Raw genomic sequence first — 14755 nt, 5'->3', positions numbered from 1 at the left:
CTTCACCATGCACGCCATGCGGCGATCACCAGCAGCGTGCAGAACGCTGCGACCAGGTCGTCGAACAGGATGCCGAAGCCCGCCGCACGCCACCGCGTGGCCTCGCTCCCGGTGTCGTGCTGCTTGAACAATCGGTCGGCCCAGCCGACCGGCCCCGGCTTGGCGGCGTCGAAGAAACGGAACAGCGCGAAGGCGAAGACCTGCGCCAGCAACCCGCCCGGCATCACGAGCCACAGCACGATCCAGAAGGCGACCACCTCGTCCCAGACGATGCTGCCCGGGTCGGCGACGTTCATGTGGCGCGCCGTCACGGTGCAGGCCCACCAGCCGACCGGCAGGGACACCAGGATCACCCAGCCGATCGTTGCCGTCGAAAGCCAGCGCTGCATGAGCAGGAAGGCGACCCAGCTCCACAACGTGCCCACCGTGCCGGGCGCGTAGCGCGGAAGCCCCGAGCCGAAGCCCAGGGCGATGAGATGCGCCGGATGCGCGCACATGAAACGCACCGTCGGACGGCGCGGTGGGGGGCTCGGCATGGCGCCGGAGGGAGGAGCAGCTTGCATGACGCGACAGTGTCGCGCATCCGGAGCGGCGCCCGCCAGTGTTCAGGCCGGCTGGAAGTGCTGCTCGATACGCTGCGCCACGGCCTTCGGGTTGCTGCGCAACGCGTCGGTCGCGCAGGCGCCCAGGAACATGCCGTCGAAATTGATCTCGACACGCGGAAAGTAGTGGTCCAGCGAAGCGCCCACGTCGAACAGGCATTGCTCCAGCGACGCGAAGGTGCAGCCGGCGTCCTGCGCATCGGCGCCCTTGGCGTTGATGCGGTAGACGTAGGCATCCGTTGCGATGCGTTGGATTTCGATCAGGGGCTTCATTCGGCGCGACGGCGGCAGGAATTCGTCAAGAAAGAGCTTTGGTGATTGAATGGTCGCGACAAGCTCCCGGCGGGTAAATAGTCCATTTGGACCGAGCGGACTTCGCGCAGAATATTTGCCTGATGCGCCCCGCCCGAATTCTTCTCGTCGACGACCATGCCCTGTTCCGCTGCGGACTCCGCATGGTGCTCAGCTCCGGCATTCCCGACCTGGAAGTGGCCGAGGCGGCGTCGCTGGAAGAGGCCATGCGCTGCGCCATGGTCGATCCGGCCCTGGTGCTGCTGGACATCCAGCTCCATGGGCTCAACGGCCTCGAAGGCATCGCGCTGGTCAAGCGCAAGTGGCCGTCGGCCCTGGTCGTCATCCTGTCTTCCGACGCCGCTCCGCAGAATGTGCGGATGGCGCAGGAGCGCGGCGCTGCAGCCTTCGTCTCCAAGGCCGACTCGGCGGACAACATCCTCGCCGTCATCGAGCAGCTGCGGCAGGGGTTGCCCATCCTCTCGCCGGCGCACGCCTCGGCACCGGACGGCGACGGCGACCGGCAGCTCCTGACCCCGCGCCAGTTCGAAGTGCTCGACCTGCTGTGCCAGGGTCTTCCGAACAAGGTGATCGGCCGCCGGCTCAACCTGTCCGAGAACACCGTGCGCGGCCACGTGCAGGCGGTGCTCGCCGCTCTGCAGGTGTCGAGTCGTTCGGAGGCGGGCTTCGCGGCACGCCGCAGGGGTCTCGTCAGCTGATGAAGAATCCGTTGCGCCTCGCCGATGGGCGCACGCTTGTCGAACAACTGCGGCTGCAGTTGGGCAACACCGGCAGCTCGGTCGTGCCGACCATCCTGGTCGCGCTGTTGCTGGTGTGGGTGCTCTCCAACGAGCGCAACGCGCTGGCGCTGCGCTCATGGGCCGGCGCGGTGATCCTGATCAAGCTCTACTGCGCGAGGGATGCGCGCCGCATCCTGTCGTCGGAGATTTCACACGACCGTGCGCGCGTTCTCGTGTGGCGGCAGATCGCGCTCAACGCCATCGACGCTGCGGCGTGGGGCGCGCTCGCATGGGTCACGCTGGGCACGACCACCGTCGCCGGCAGCATCCTCGTGGTGGCCGTGCTGGCAGGCGTGGCCGGCAGCTCCATGTCGTCGCTGGCGCCGGTGCTGCCGGTGTTCATCGCATTCGGCGCGGTCGAGCTGGTCGTGGTGGCGACCAAGCTGTGGACCCTGGGCGACCCGGCCTACAACGCGCTCGGTGTGGCCGGTGCGCTGTACGTCGTCACCTTGCTCGGGCAGGCCCGCAACAGCGCGCGGGCGGCGCGCGCGGCCATCGACCTGCGTTTCGAGAACGTCGAGCTGATCGAGCGCCTGCGCGTGGAAACCGAGTATGCGCAGGCCGCGCACCAGAAGGCCGATGAGGCCAATCTCGCCAAGTCCAAGTTCCTAGCCGCGGCGAGCCACGACCTGCGCCAGCCGATCCATGCGCAGGGGCTGTTCCTGGAAGTGCTGGCGCGCAGCAAGCTTTCCGCGGCGCAGTACGACGCGCTCGCCAACGCCCGCGCCACCTGGCAGGCCTCTGCCGAGATGCTCGACACGCTGCTCGACTTCTCGCGCATCGAGGCGGGCGTGGTCGAGCCGCAGATGCAGGCCTTTCATCTGCAGCCGCTGCTCAACAAGATCGAGAACGAGCTGGCGCCGCAAGCCGACGCCAAGGGCATCGTCTATCGCTCGCGCGAAACGCGCGTGGCGGTGCGCTCGGACCCGGCGCTGGTCGCGCTGATCCTGCGCAACCTGGTCTCGAACGCCATCCGCTACACCGAGAACGGCGGCGTGCTCGTGGCCTGCAGGGCGCGGGGCAGCGAGGTGCTGATCGAAGTGTGGGACACGGGCATCGGCATCGAGCCCGACCAGCACGAGGACATCTTTCGCGAGTTCCACCAGCTCGGCAACGCGGAGCGTGACCGCCGCAAGGGCCTGGGGCTAGGCCTGGCGATCGCGCAGGGGCTGGCGCGTGCGCTGGGCCATGAGCTCACGCTGGTCTCGCAGCCGCGGCGCGGCAGCGTCTTCAGGCTCGGCTTGCCCGTGGCGAAGATGGGTATCGCGACCGGCCGGCTCGAAGCCGCACCGGGGCGTGCGCGGGTCTTCGACGTGCGCGTGCTGGTGATCGACGACGACGAGGCCGTGCGCGCCGGCATGCGCCAGTTGCTCAGCGCCTGGGGCTGCGTGTGCGACGTGGCCGATTCCATCGAGGAGGCGCAGGCACTGGCGCGCGCCCATCCGCCGGGGCTGGTCATCAGCGACTACCGGTTGCGCGAGCTGCGCACCGGCGCGGAGGCCATCGCTGCCTTGCGCGCGGAGTTCGGCGAGAACCTGCCTGCGTTGCTGATCACCGGGGATACGGCGCCGCAGCGTTTGCGCGAGGCACGGGCGACCGGCGTGCCGCTGCTGCACAAGCCCGTGTCGCCCAACCAGCTCTATCACGGGCTGATGTGCGTGCTGAACGAGGTCGAGATCGATTCGTCGTTCGCGCTGCTCGAAGCAGCGCCCGCGCCTGCGGGCTGACGTCAGGCGAAGTGGTCGAAGGATTCGAAGTGCTGCACCACGGGTGCGCCCTGCGCATCCACGATGCGCAGGCCGGTGTCCGCCTCGATGCGGCCAATGCGTGCCACCGGGGTGTTCGTCGCGCGGCCCGCCTGCTCGACGGCGTTGCGCGCTGACTCGGGGGCCGTGAAGGCCAGCTCGTAGTCATCGCCACCCGCCAGCGCGCAGGCGCGCCGGGTATCGCGATCCAGGCCCGCCGCCGCGCCATGCGCGTGAGCCGCCAGCGCCAGCCGTCCTGCAGCCGCATCCGCGTCGAGGGATGCGCCCACACCGCTCGCGCGCAGGACATGCCCCAGGTCGCCGACCAGCCCGTCGCTGATGTCGACCGCGGCGGACGCAATCCCCCGCAGGGCCAGCCCCAGCGCAACGCGCGGCGTCGGCTGCTCCATGCGCGCACGCGCCAACTCGAACGACTCGGGGGCCAGCGCGAGGGTGCCGCGAAACACTTCAAGTGCCAGGCGCGCATCGCCCAGCGTGCCGCTGACCCAGACATCGTCGCCCGCCTTCGCGCCGGAGCGCAGCAAGGCAGCACCGGCCGGCACTTCCCCGAACACCGTGATGCAGATGTTGAGCGGGCCGCGCGTGGTGTCGCCGCCGACCAGCTCGCAGCCATGCGCATCGGCAAGCGCGAAGAGGCCGCGTGAGAAGCCTTCGAGCCAGGTCTCGTCCATCGTCGGCAGGGACAGCGCGAGCGTGAACGCCAGCGGCTTCGCCCCGCAGGCCGCGAGGTCGCTGAGATTGACCGCCAGAGCCTTGTGCCCCAGCTTCATGGGATCGACGGTGGATAGAAAGTGCCGGCCCTCGACGAGCATGTCCGAGGACACCGCGAGCTGCATGCCCGCCGCCGGCGCAATCAATGCGCAGTCATCGCCCACGCCCAATGGCGAGCGCCGGGCGGGCCGCGTGAAGTAACGCGCGATCAGGTCGAATTCGCCGGCGACGCTCATCGTGTCCTCACACCTCCGAGCTGCGGAAGCGCAGCGCCGCCTGGCGCACCACCTCGGCCAGCAGGCGTTCCTTGCCCTGCCGCTCGCGCAGCCAGCGGGCGTCGTTGCGGTTGGCCTCTACGCTGGTGCGCAGTTCGCCGAGCGCCTGCGTGGCGTCGAGCGCCTCGCTGTGCCATTCGAGCTGCGTCATCGTCATGAGGATGTGGTCGCGCAGCGGCATGTGCTCGCCGCTCGCGGGGTCGACGTACAGCGCGTCCAGCCCGAAGCGGCAGGCCTGGAAGCGGTTGTAGGTGTAGACGAGGTAGTCGTCCTCCGTCGGCGTGAAGGGCTGCTCCTGCAGGAACCAGGCCGCCAGCGACTGAACGTAGCCGGCCAGCGCGGCGGCGCGCTCGACGGTGAGCGGCGTGTCGAACACGCGGATCTCGATGGTGCCGAACTCGGGCTTGGGCCGGATGTCCCAGTAGAAGTCCTTCATGCTGCGGACGACGCCGGTGCGGGTCATGCGCATGAAGTAGTTCTCGAACTCCTTCCACGACAAGGTGAAAGGCGCGCGACCCGACAGCGGAAAGGCGAACACCGAGTTGAGCCGCGCCGAGTCGAACTGCGTGTCCTGCCCCTGCACGTAGGGCGATGAGGCCGACAGGGCAATGAAGTGCGGGATGTAGCGGGACATGCGGTGCAGCATCAGCAGCGCCGCATCGGCATCGGGGCAGCCGATGTGCACGTGCTGCCCGAAGATGGTGAACTGCTTCGACAGGTAGCCGTAGAGTTCCGACAGCTCGCGAAAGCGCGGCTTGTCGTAGATGCGCCGCTCGTGCCACTGCTGGAAGGCATGCGTGCCACCGCCGACCACCGCGATGTTGAGCTTGTCGGCGTTCTTGACGAGCGCGTCGCGGATCGGCGTGAGCTGCGCGATCACGTCCTGCGCGGAGTGGCACACGTCGGTCGAGATCTCGATCATGCTCGAGGTCATCTCGGGCACCACGCTGCCCGGCAGGGGCGTCTGCGCCATCAGGCGCAGCATGTCCTCGGCATAGGGCGCGAGGTCGTAGTCGTGGGTGTTGACCAGTTGCAGTTCCAGCTCGACGCCGAGCGAGAGCGCCACGGACTTGTTGAAGCGCTCCAGCGGCACGATGCGGCTCGCCGGCGTCGCGGGCGAACCATCGGCTTGCAGGTCGATCATGCGGGTGCTCATCTCTGCGTGTCCTCCACCGTGCGGAATGCCTCGGGCATCCAGGGTTTGGAACTCTCGCCGGCGCTGTGGATGGCGACGGTGGCGATCACCGCGCCGAGCACTTCCATCAGCAGGATGGCCGGCAGGGCGATCTGCGTGATCATCGCACCCAGCAGCGGCGATGCGCTGACGAAAGCGGACGTAATCAACATCGCGATCGACGACAGCGGCGACATCGCGCAGCCGACCCAGAAGGCCTGCTTCCAGCTGGCGCCGCTGCCGGGGTTGGCAATGGCGACGCCGGCCACCTTGGCGACCGCGCGCACGCCGATGACGGTCAGCACCACGCTGGCGACCGGCAGGCTCCAGTCGGCCTGCGCAGCCACGACCGAGACCAGCACGAACATCAGCATCGTCAAGAGCGATGCCGCGGTGCCGAGCTGGCGCGGCCAGGCCCAGGGCTTGGGATTCAGCGCCTTGAGCAGCACGCCGCCGATCAGCGCCGCGAGCGGGGCAGAGCCGCCGAAGTGCGCGGCCAGCGCCGCGCCGGCGGCAATGATGGCCAGCAGCAGGATGGAGGTGTTCTCGCTGGTCGGGCTCATCACGCGCAAGGCCGAGCGCAGCGACAGCGCCATCAGTGCCCCCACCACGAAGGACATGCCGAGCACCACGGCCACAGGGTACAGTTTTTCGAACAATCCCAGAGGGGCGCGCTCGATCAGTCCGGCCTGCGCGTAGCCCAGCGCGAGCGCATAGAAGGTGTTGAGCGTTGCGAGCGTCATCGCGCGCTCGGTCACCGGGCCGGAGGCGCGCGTGTCGATCACGACCCGGCTCAGCACGGCGGGCGAGGCGACGATCGCCATCAGCGCGATCGGGTTGGCCACCGGATCGGGAATGCCGAGCCAGTGCAGCGCCCAGAACACGCTGAAGTAGGTCAGCGTGGCTTCGAGCAGGCTCTGCACCAGCACCATCGGGTTGTGGCGGAACCACTTCAGCGGCAGGCGACCACCCGCCTCGAAGAGCACGATCGCCACGCCCAGCTCGACCAGGAAGAGGCTGATGCCCTGCAGCGGCCAGATCGCGCCCTCGAAGCCGGCAAAGCCGACCACGGTGCCGACGATCGAATAGCCGACCACCTTGGGCAACCCCATGTAGCGCCGCACCAGGTGGCCGGAAGCAGCCGCGGCCGCCAGCAGCAGCGACCACAGCACGGTCGGCAGTCCCGCCGAGGGTCGAACCCACTCGGACCAGAAGCCCAGCAGATCATTGGAAAAGAAAGACGTCATCAGGCAAAAACAGATTCGAACAAATCGGGGCCCAACCGATCTTCCAGAGCGCGCAAGGCGTTCATGGCTCGAAGGGAGAAAGCGGGCTCAGTGCAGCACGCGCGAGGAGGGCATGCCTCCCGCGTCGGCTTCCAGTACGAACATGGGAATCGGAACGTCGAAGCGCTCGCCCTGTTCGGTCACGATGAAAAAGCTCCCGTGCATGGTACCGCTCGGCGCCTGGAGGCGACAGCCACTGGTGTAGCGGAACGATTCGCCGGGGGCCAGCAAGGGCTGCTGGCCGATCACGCCCAGGCCATTGACTTCCTGCGTGTGCCCGGAGGCATCGTTGATGATCCAGTGCCGCGCGATCAACTGCGCCGCCACCTTGCCGTTGTTGGTGACGGTCACCGCGTAAGCAAAGGTGTAGACGCGGTCTTCGGCGGAAGACTGGTCAGGCAGGAATCGGGGCTCGACCTGCACGGTCATCGGGATGCTGGTCATCCGGACGATGGTAGTGCATAGGCCCCACGCTCCGTCACTGCATGTACTCGCCGCACCGGCGGCCTGGCCCCCGAAGGTCCCCTCCTGCGACAATAAGGCCCCATGAGCAGCCCATTCCGCATTGCCCCTTCCATCCTTTCTGCCGATTTCGCGCGCCTCGGCGCCGAAGTGAGCGACGTGATCGCGGCCGGAGCCGACTGGATCCATTTCGACGTCATGGACAACCACTACGTGCCGAATCTCACCTTCGGCCCGATGGTCTGCCAGGCGCTCAAGCCGCATGCGAAGAAGCCCGACGGCACGCCCGTGCCCATCGACGTCCACCTGATGATCCAGCCGGTCGACGCGCTGGCGGCGGCTTTTGCGCAAGCGGGCGCCGACTACATCAGCTTCCACCCCGACGCTTCGCCGCACATCCACCGCAGCATCCAGGCCATCAAGGCGGCGGGATGCAAGGCGGGGCTGGTGTTCAACCCCGGCACCGGGCTCGAAGCGCTCGACTGGGCCATCGACGACATCGATCTCATCCTGATCATGAGCGTCAACCCCGGTTTCGGCGGACAGAGCTTCATCGATTCGGCGCTGCGCAAGATCGAACTCGCGCGCAAGCGCATCGAGGAAACCGGACGCGACATCCGGCTCGAAGTCGATGGCGGCATCAAGGTCGACAACATCGCGCGCGTGGCCAGCGCGGGTGCCGACACCTTCGTTGCCGGCAGTGCGATCTTCAATGCAAAGGATTACGCGAGCGTGGTGACTGCGATGCGCGAGCAACTCGACGCCTCGCTCAACGCTTGACCTTGTCGTTGTAGACGCGGTCCGCCTCCGGGCCGCGGTCGGTGTCGACCACGCCTCGCTCCACGTCATTGAAAGCCTGGCGGCCCACGCGGGGCGCCGTGCCGTCCTGGTTCTGCTGGCTGTCCGACGACTGGTCGCGCTCGTGCGGAAGACGGGGCGCGGATTCGCCGCCCTGCTCGACCTTCGTCTTGCCTCCGCCCGCATCCTTGAGCGCATCGTTCTTCGCGGGGTCCGGGGTCTTCCTGCTGGCCATGGCTTGCTCCTGTGTCATGCCTCAGGTTGTCGCACGATATGGCGGCAAACACGGTAGGACCGGCCTACGCCGCGTTGTAGGATGGCCGACGAGATGACAGCCCCCCGCACCGAGCCCGCCACCGACGCCCTTCGCATCCACGGCTTCTCGTCCCTGCAGCCCGGGCCGCGGCTGATCGTGCTGGGCGGCGTCCACGGCGACGAGACCTGCGGCACCGTCGGCATCGAGCGGGTGGTCGCACAGCTGGATTCGGGGGCGCTGCAATTGCTGCGCGGGCAACTGACCATGGTGCCCGTCGCGAACCCGCTGGCGCGACGCCTGCTGCGGCGCGAAGGCGAGCGCAATCTCAACCGGCTGTTCCTTCCCACCGGGCCGGGCGACGAGCCTGCCGACTACGAAGCCCGCATCACCAACCTGCTGTGTCCGCTGCTCGACCGGCACGAGGTGCTGCTCGACCTGCATTCGTTCCAGAGCGAGGGCGACGCCTTCGCGATGATCGGGCCGCGCGACAACACCGGTACGCTCGAACCCTTCGCGCGCGCCTTCGAGGAAGGCCAGCTGGCGCTGCACCTCGGCACTTCGCGCGTCGTCGAAGGCTGGCTCGACATCTACGCCGCGGGGCTGGCGCAGCGTGCGGGCGGACAAGCGGCGGACGATGCGGCGCTGGCCTTCGGCTGGGGCACCAACGAATACATGCGCAGCCGTGGCGGCTATGGCGTCACGCTCGAATGCGGGCAGCACGAGGACCCTGCTGCGCCGGATGTGGCGCACGCGGCGATTCTTTCGGCGCTGCGCCTGCTGGGCATGATCGCACCCGATGCCGCTGCGCAGCCGCCTTCGCCCCCCTCCCTGTTGCGGCTCGTCAGCGTGACCGATCGCCACCACGAGGACGACCAGTTCGTGCGCGAATGGGCCACCTTCGACCCGGTTGCGCGTGGCGAACCCATCGGCGTCCGCGAGGACGGCAGCGTGCTGCATGCCGACCGCGACGGCTTCATCGTGTTTCCGAATGCGTCAGCGCTGCCGGGCACCGAATGGTTCTATTTCGCCGTGACGAGTGATCGGGATTTGACCCGGCAAGGCTAGGCCGGGTGCACAATCTCCGGGGCGGATTGTTCCTACAGAGTGCACCCCTCCGGCCTGACATTCATCCCGAGCACGCACTCCATGCTTCATCGGATCGCTGTCAATCCAGGCAGGAAAAGGAGTCCAGATGATTTCACAAGGTTTCGATACGGCGCCAACGGTCGCGGACGAAGTGAGTGCCGTCGTGGATGACGCACAGGTCATCGCCAAGACGTTGCCGGCCAAGCTTCCCCGGCGCGCCCATACCCTGACGGAACGCCTGGATCACGCGCTCGATGCGACCTGCGAATTCGTGAACAGACAACCCATGCAAGCCGTGGTGATCGCTGCGGCGGCGAGTTCGCTGCTGACCATGGTCCTGACCCGGCGACCCCGGAGCGGGAATGCCTGAATGAGCACTCCGGATCCCAGTCAGCTCCAGGCGTTTGCGCATCGTGGATGGGCATTTCTCTGCGGGGCCCAGTCCGATGAGCACGGCAACTTCCTGCCGGTCGTGTTCTGCATGGGCTCGACGCCCGGCCGGCAGACCGAGTTGCCGCGAGACACCGAGGCCTACGCGACCGAGGCGGAGGCGCTGCGACATGCCGAGCAGCAGGCGGAGCGCTGGGTCCGCGAGCACGAGGACACCCGCGGCCAGGAGTGAACAGCCGTCGAAGGACGGCTACTGGCTACTGAAGCGAAATGGCCTTGTGTGTCGGCGTGGCGTCGAAGATCAGCGTCGAGGGCCACGGACGCCAGGTCACGCCCAGCGCAGCCGGCGCATTCGGGTCGCCTCGTCTCGCAAAGGCGCCCAGGCTCTTCATCATCGCGTCCGACAGATCCAGTCGGCCAGCCTTGTTGGCCGTGGAGTTCGCGACGTTCGAGAACAGCGATGGCCCGAAGGTGCCGAAGATGAAGGGCAGGTCGAATGCGTGCGCTGCGCCATAGATATCGTTCCACGGCGCCGGCTCCTCATCCCAGTCGAAGCGGTAGTACCAGACCTCGTTCTGCTGCGCCTTCAGTGCGTTGAGGACGTTGTCGCGGCTCGCGATGAAGAAGAGCTGGTTCAGCAGGTCGGTCTTCGCGTTGAAGCCTGTGACCGGCGTCGCCACCGGAAGGTATTGCGCCGGAATCCACTGTTCGATGCTCACCGTGGGTGCGGCGTCGGGTTGGTAGCTGAACTGCGTCGAGAACAGCGTCGCATCGCTCACCAGGCGACCGCTGACGCCCCCGAGCACAGGGGCCAGCGCCAGGAAGCTCGGGAACAGCTTGGCCTCGTCACGGGTGTTCCCGGCAAGAACAGGGACTCGCAGGTAGTTGCCCCCCTGGATCGCGGCGATCGGGTCGACCGGCACCACGATGCCGTCGGGAATCGGCCCCGAACCCGCGAGGCCGAGCAGTGAAAGCTTGGTGAGCAGGGTGGTGAACAGCGCCGCCGGGCTCTTCGAGCGCAGATAGGCCGCGATCTGCTCGGGCGGCTGACTGGCCGCGTAGGCGGCGGCGGAGGCCGCATCGGTGGCCAAGCCATCGGCGATCAGTTGATTCGTGAGCAAGGCATTGCCTTGAAGCGCATATGTCGATTGCGGACTGAGGGTCGGGAAGCGGCCCGGCGGCAGGTTCGTCGCCAGCGAGATGCCGCCGCTCAGCGGCACCACGCGATGGAAGAGCGCATGGCGTGCATTCGTGATCAGCGGGGAGGTCTGCAGCGCATAGACATTGATGGCGCCCGCCGATTGGCCCATCAGGGTGATGTTGCGCGGGTCGCCGCCGAAAGCGTCGATGTCGCGCCGAACGAACTCGAGCGCCTTGATGATGTCGAGCAGGGCGAAGTTGCCCGAATCGCCCACGCCATTGCTGCCGGACTTGAGCTGCGGCAGATCCAGGAAGCCGAAGATGCCGACGCGGTAGTTCACCGTCACGACGACGGCATTCGCGGCCTTGGCCAGCGCGGCGCCGTCGTAGACCGGGTCCGCCGTGTAGCCGGACACGTCGCTGCCGCCGTGGACGAAGACGATCACGGGCAGATCGTCGTCTTCCTTGTCGTTGCCCCTGTCGCGGCCCCTGTCGTTGTCGCGGTCGCGGCCCTTTCGGTCATCCTTCGCGGGGCGCCAGATGTTCAGGTACAGGCAATCCTCGCTGCCGACCGCCTGGTTCAGCGTGGTGCCGATCGTCGGGTCGTAGCGGTTGTTGGAGCCGGGGCCGTAGATGCGCCCGTACTGCGCACACGCATTGCCGAACTGCTGCGTCGCCCTCGGCCGGCTCCAGCGGTCGGGGTCGACCGGGGCCTTCCAGCGCAGGTTGCCCACGGGTGGCTTCGCGAAGGGCACCCCTTTCCATGCGTAGGTCCCCGTGGCGTCTGAATCGTCGATGCCGACGACCTTCCCGAAGTGCGTGTTCCGCTCGACGTCTGCCGGACGCCCGTGGGCCCAGCAAGGTGCCTGAGAAAGAAGCGCGGCGCACGCCGCCACCAACCAAGCCTTACGCATCATGGTCTCGTCTCCTCCAGAAGGCCGCAACGGTAAGGGCCGCGGATGGGGGCGCCTACCGGGGAAACCCGACACGCGGCGAGCCGCGAAGGCTGCGCACCCTCGGATGCATCGTGTCCAATCCGGTCTATCGTCACCGTCGTTGAGGAGTTCCGCGATGAAGATCAGGAAGATCGCGATCGGGTTGCTGGTTGCCGTGGTGGCCATTGGAAGTGCCGGTTGGCTGAGCCTCGACAAGGAGACACGCGGATTGCTGGCGACCCTGCCGACCAATCGCGACCTCCTCTTCTGGAGCCAGCCACAGCGCGATGCGGCATTCCGCGCGCTGGACCGCTTGCCCATCCTGGCGAAGTCGCGTGTCGTGAAGGCGGGCGACACCCCGATGCCGCTTCCGCCGGGGCCGCCGCTGAAGCTGCCGCTCGACGTCGACGCCTACATGGCCGGCCAACGCAGCGCGGCCCTCCTGATCGTGCACGACGGAAAGCTGCGCCTGGAGCGCTACGGCCTCGGCTTCGACAGCGGCGGACGGTGGACGAGCTTTTCGGTGGCCAAGTCCATCACGTCGACCCTGGTGGGCGCCGCCATCCGCGATGGCTTCATCCAAAGCATGGACGACAAGGTCAGCGTCTACATCCCCCAGATGAAAGGCTCGGCGTACGACGACGTCAGCATCCGCCAGCTCCTCACGATGACCTCGGGCGTGCGATGGAACGAGGACTACGCCGACCCCAACTCCGACGTGGCGCGCTTCAACAACCATCAACCGGAGGAAGGCGTCGATGCACTCGTGAGCTATCTCCGACGTCTGCCGCGCGAGGTGCCGCCCGGTACGCGCTGGCACTACAGCACAGGGGAAACCAATCTCGTCGGCATCCTGGTCAGCCAGGCGACGAAGAAGCCCTTGTCCACGTACCTGTCGGAAAAGATCTGGGCGACAGCCGGCATGGAACAGAGAGCCACCTGGCTCCTGAGCCGAACCGGGCAGGAGATCAGCGGCTGCTGCATCCAGGCCGCGACGCGGGACTTTGCGCGATTCGGACTCTTCATCCTGGGCGGGGCCCGCGTCAACGCCCAGAGCATCGTGCCGGAGGGCTGGCTGGAATCCGCCACCACCGAACGCACGAGCATCGGCCAGCCGGGCCGCGGCTACGGCTACCAGTGGTGGACCTACGCCGACGGCAGCTTCGCGGCGCGCGGCATCTTCGGCCAAGGCATCTTCATCGACCCGAAGCGCAAGCTCGTGATCGCATCCAACGCCGACTGGGCCGGCGGTGCAACGGACCGTGTCGCCAGCGAGGCGCGGGAAGCCTTCTACCGGGCGGTGCAGAAAGCCATCGATGACGAGGCAGCAACCGGGCCGGGTGCCGAACCTTCACGCTGATGCCAGCGAGAAGGGACCGAAGTCATGGCTGTTGCAGGCGCTGCAGCAACTCCGCGCTCGGATAGCCGTCCGCGGGCAAGCCCACACTGCGCTGATAGCGGCGCACGCCTTCACGGGTGGCGGGGCCCATCACGCCATCGGGCGTTCCGCTGGCAAAGCCGCGCTGGTTGAGCGCGGTCTGCAGTTCGGTCATCTGGCTGCGCGAGAGTGCGGCGAGATCGCGCGGCCAGGGTGACTGCACGTCGGGGCCGCCATTCAGGCGCTGTGCGAGAAGGCTGACGGCCAGCGCGTAGCTGGTCGAGTTGTTGTAGCGCAGGATGGCCCGGAAATTGGGTCCGACCAGGAAGGCCGGCCCGCGTGCGCCTGCCGGCAGCAGGATCGTCCCGTCGGCGAACTCCGGCATTGGCTGGCCGCCGACCGTCTGCACACCCTCGGCCGCCCATTGGGCGGTGGACTGGCGCACGGCGGTGTCGGCGCGGCCGTAGTCGAAGCCAGTCGGCAAGCGCACCTCGACGCCCCACGGCTGGCCCGCTTGCCAGCCCGATCGCGCGAGGAAGTTCGCGGTCGAGGCCATGACGTCGGCCATGCTGCCCCAGATGTCACGTCGCCCGTCGCCGTCGGCATCGACGGCGTAGGCCAGGAAGTTCGACGGCAGGAATTGCGTCTGGCCCATGGCGCCGGCCCAGGAGCCGATCATGCGGTCGCGGTCGATGTCGCCCTTGTCGAGGATCTTCAACGCAGCGAGCAGTTCCCTGCGCGCCCAGTCCTCGCGGCGCCCCTCGAAGCCGAGCGTCGCCAGCGCGTCGATGGTCGGCGTGCTGCCGTAGTTGCCGCCGTAGTTGCTTTCCATGCCCCAGATGGCGACCAGGATGCTCGGCGGCACGCCATACCGCCGCGCCGCCGCATCGGCCTCGGCGCGCACCTGCAGCAGCTTGTCCTGGCCCAGCGCGACACGTTGGGCGGTCACCGTGTTGTCAAGGTAGTCCCAGACGGTGCGGGTGAACTCGGGCTGCGCGCGGTCGAGCTCGATGACGCGCGGCAGGAACTGGACGTTGTCGAACGCAGCGCGCAGCGTCGCATCGCTCACGCCTGCTGCACGTGCGCTCGTGCGGAAGTCCGCGACCCACTGTGCGAAGCCCTTGTCCGATGCCGCGTCGCTCGGCGCGGCCGGCGCAGGCTTTGGTGCCGGGAGCGCTGGCACGGTTCGCGCGCTCGCAGTCGCTGGCTGCGCGGGTGCCGTGGGCGGCGCTGACGCGCAGCCCCCCAGCAGAAGTGCGATCGCAGATGTCATCAGGGCGAAGCGGGGCCAACCAGGGAAGCGCGGCGACGGGCAGTGGAGAGAGTGCATAGGCGGATTCTCACCCCCGTCCGGCGGCCGCGACGTTCGACATTCCCCAGCCCCGGGGTAGGAAATGGTCACCAA

The 14755-nt window shown here is 67.7% G+C and carries 16 protein-coding genes; 7 read left to right on the top strand and 9 right to left on the bottom strand.

Annotated elements, in window-relative coordinates:
• Positions 1-2: 2 nt before the first annotated feature.
• The gene (locus QTH90_RS10840; RefSeq protein ID WP_286664560.1) at positions 3-536 is read right to left on the bottom strand and encodes a phosphatidylglycerophosphatase A family protein; all 534 of its coding nucleotides are present in this window, start codon (positions 534-536) and stop codon (positions 3-5) included.
• A gap of 69 nt (positions 537-605) precedes the next feature.
• Positions 606-875: a hypothetical protein gene (locus QTH90_RS10835; protein WP_286664559.1), complete on the bottom strand. Its 270-nt coding sequence runs from the start codon at positions 873-875 to the stop codon at positions 606-608.
• Between the two features lie 122 nt (positions 876-997).
• Here QTH90_RS10835 and QTH90_RS10830 point away from each other — a divergent pair, with 122 nt between their 5' ends.
• Positions 998-1612, top strand: coding sequence for a response regulator (locus tag QTH90_RS10830; RefSeq protein ID WP_286664558.1), 615 nt, complete (start codon positions 998-1000; stop codon positions 1610-1612).
• Positions 1612-3420, top strand: coding sequence for an ATP-binding response regulator (locus QTH90_RS10825; RefSeq protein WP_286664557.1), 1809 nt, complete (start codon positions 1612-1614; stop codon positions 3418-3420). The genes QTH90_RS10830 and QTH90_RS10825 overlap by 1 nt, the downstream gene beginning before the upstream one ends.
• A gap of 2 nt (positions 3421-3422) precedes the next feature.
• On the opposite strand, the gene thiL is transcribed toward QTH90_RS10825, so the two are convergent.
• The 4 genes from thiL to apaG all read right to left on the bottom strand — a co-directional run bounded on the left by thiL (position 3423) and on the right by apaG (position 7349).
• Complete coding sequence (thiL, locus tag QTH90_RS10820; RefSeq protein WP_286664556.1) at positions 3423-4406, bottom strand: thiamine-phosphate kinase; 984 nt, start codon at positions 4404-4406, stop codon at positions 3423-3425.
• Between the two features lie 7 nt (positions 4407-4413).
• Positions 4414-5538, bottom strand: a complete 1125-nt coding sequence (locus QTH90_RS10815) for a YbdK family carboxylate-amine ligase (protein WP_286665399.1) — start codon at positions 5536-5538, stop codon at positions 4414-4416.
• A 59-nt stretch (positions 5539-5597) separates the two neighbouring features.
• Positions 5598-6866: a cation:proton antiporter gene (locus tag QTH90_RS10810; protein ID WP_286664555.1), complete on the bottom strand. Its 1269-nt coding sequence runs from the start codon at positions 6864-6866 to the stop codon at positions 5598-5600.
• Between the two features lie 87 nt (positions 6867-6953).
• On the bottom strand, positions 6954-7349 hold the full coding sequence (gene apaG, locus QTH90_RS10805; protein WP_286664554.1) for a Co2+/Mg2+ efflux facilitator ApaG/CorD: 396 nt from the start codon (positions 7347-7349) through the stop codon (positions 6954-6956).
• Between the two features lie 102 nt (positions 7350-7451).
• Between apaG and rpe the strand changes: the two genes are divergently transcribed.
• Positions 7452-8147: a ribulose-phosphate 3-epimerase gene (rpe, locus tag QTH90_RS10800; protein ID WP_286664553.1), complete on the top strand. Its 696-nt coding sequence runs from the start codon at positions 7452-7454 to the stop codon at positions 8145-8147.
• Here the strand turns inward: rpe and QTH90_RS10795 are convergent.
• The gene (locus QTH90_RS10795) at positions 8137-8400 is read right to left on the bottom strand and encodes a hypothetical protein (RefSeq protein WP_286664552.1); all 264 of its coding nucleotides are present in this window, start codon (positions 8398-8400) and stop codon (positions 8137-8139) included. The two genes, rpe and QTH90_RS10795, sit on opposite strands and share 11 nt — an antisense overlap.
• Before the next feature lie 93 nt (positions 8401-8493).
• Here QTH90_RS10795 and QTH90_RS10790 point away from each other — a divergent pair, with 93 nt between their 5' ends.
• The 3 genes from QTH90_RS10790 to QTH90_RS10780 all read left to right on the top strand — a co-directional run bounded on the left by QTH90_RS10790 (position 8494) and on the right by QTH90_RS10780 (position 10129).
• On the top strand, positions 8494-9486 hold the full coding sequence (locus QTH90_RS10790; protein WP_286664551.1) for a succinylglutamate desuccinylase/aspartoacylase family protein: 993 nt from the start codon (positions 8494-8496) through the stop codon (positions 9484-9486).
• Between the two features lie 127 nt (positions 9487-9613).
• Entirely contained in the window at positions 9614-9877 is a 264-nt protein-coding gene (locus QTH90_RS10785; protein WP_286664550.1) for a hypothetical protein, read from the top strand.
• Positions 9878-10129, top strand: a complete 252-nt coding sequence (locus tag QTH90_RS10780; protein ID WP_286664549.1) for a hypothetical protein — start codon at positions 9878-9880, stop codon at positions 10127-10129.
• Between the two features lie 25 nt (positions 10130-10154).
• On the opposite strand, the gene QTH90_RS10775 is transcribed toward QTH90_RS10780, so the two are convergent.
• A complete protein-coding gene (locus QTH90_RS10775) occupies positions 10155-11954 on the bottom strand; it encodes a carboxylesterase/lipase family protein (RefSeq protein ID WP_286664548.1) in 1800 nt (599 codons plus the stop codon).
• Positions 11955-12108: 154 nt separating this feature from the next.
• Here QTH90_RS10775 and QTH90_RS10770 point away from each other — a divergent pair, with 154 nt between their 5' ends.
• The gene (locus QTH90_RS10770; RefSeq protein ID WP_286664547.1) at positions 12109-13332 is read left to right on the top strand and encodes a serine hydrolase domain-containing protein; all 1224 of its coding nucleotides are present in this window, start codon (positions 12109-12111) and stop codon (positions 13330-13332) included.
• A gap of 22 nt (positions 13333-13354) precedes the next feature.
• Here the strand turns inward: QTH90_RS10770 and QTH90_RS10765 are convergent, their stop codons facing one another.
• Positions 13355-14680, bottom strand: coding sequence for a lytic murein transglycosylase (locus QTH90_RS10765; RefSeq protein WP_444814716.1), 1326 nt, complete (start codon positions 14678-14680; stop codon positions 13355-13357).
• Positions 14681-14755: the final 75 nt, after the last annotated feature.

Origin of the sequence: Variovorax flavidus (assembly GCF_030317145.1) — a bacterium.
Classification (GTDB): Bacteria; Pseudomonadota; Gammaproteobacteria; order Burkholderiales; family Burkholderiaceae_C; genus Variovorax; species Variovorax flavidus.
This window is presented reverse-complemented; position numbering and strand designations above follow the sequence as displayed.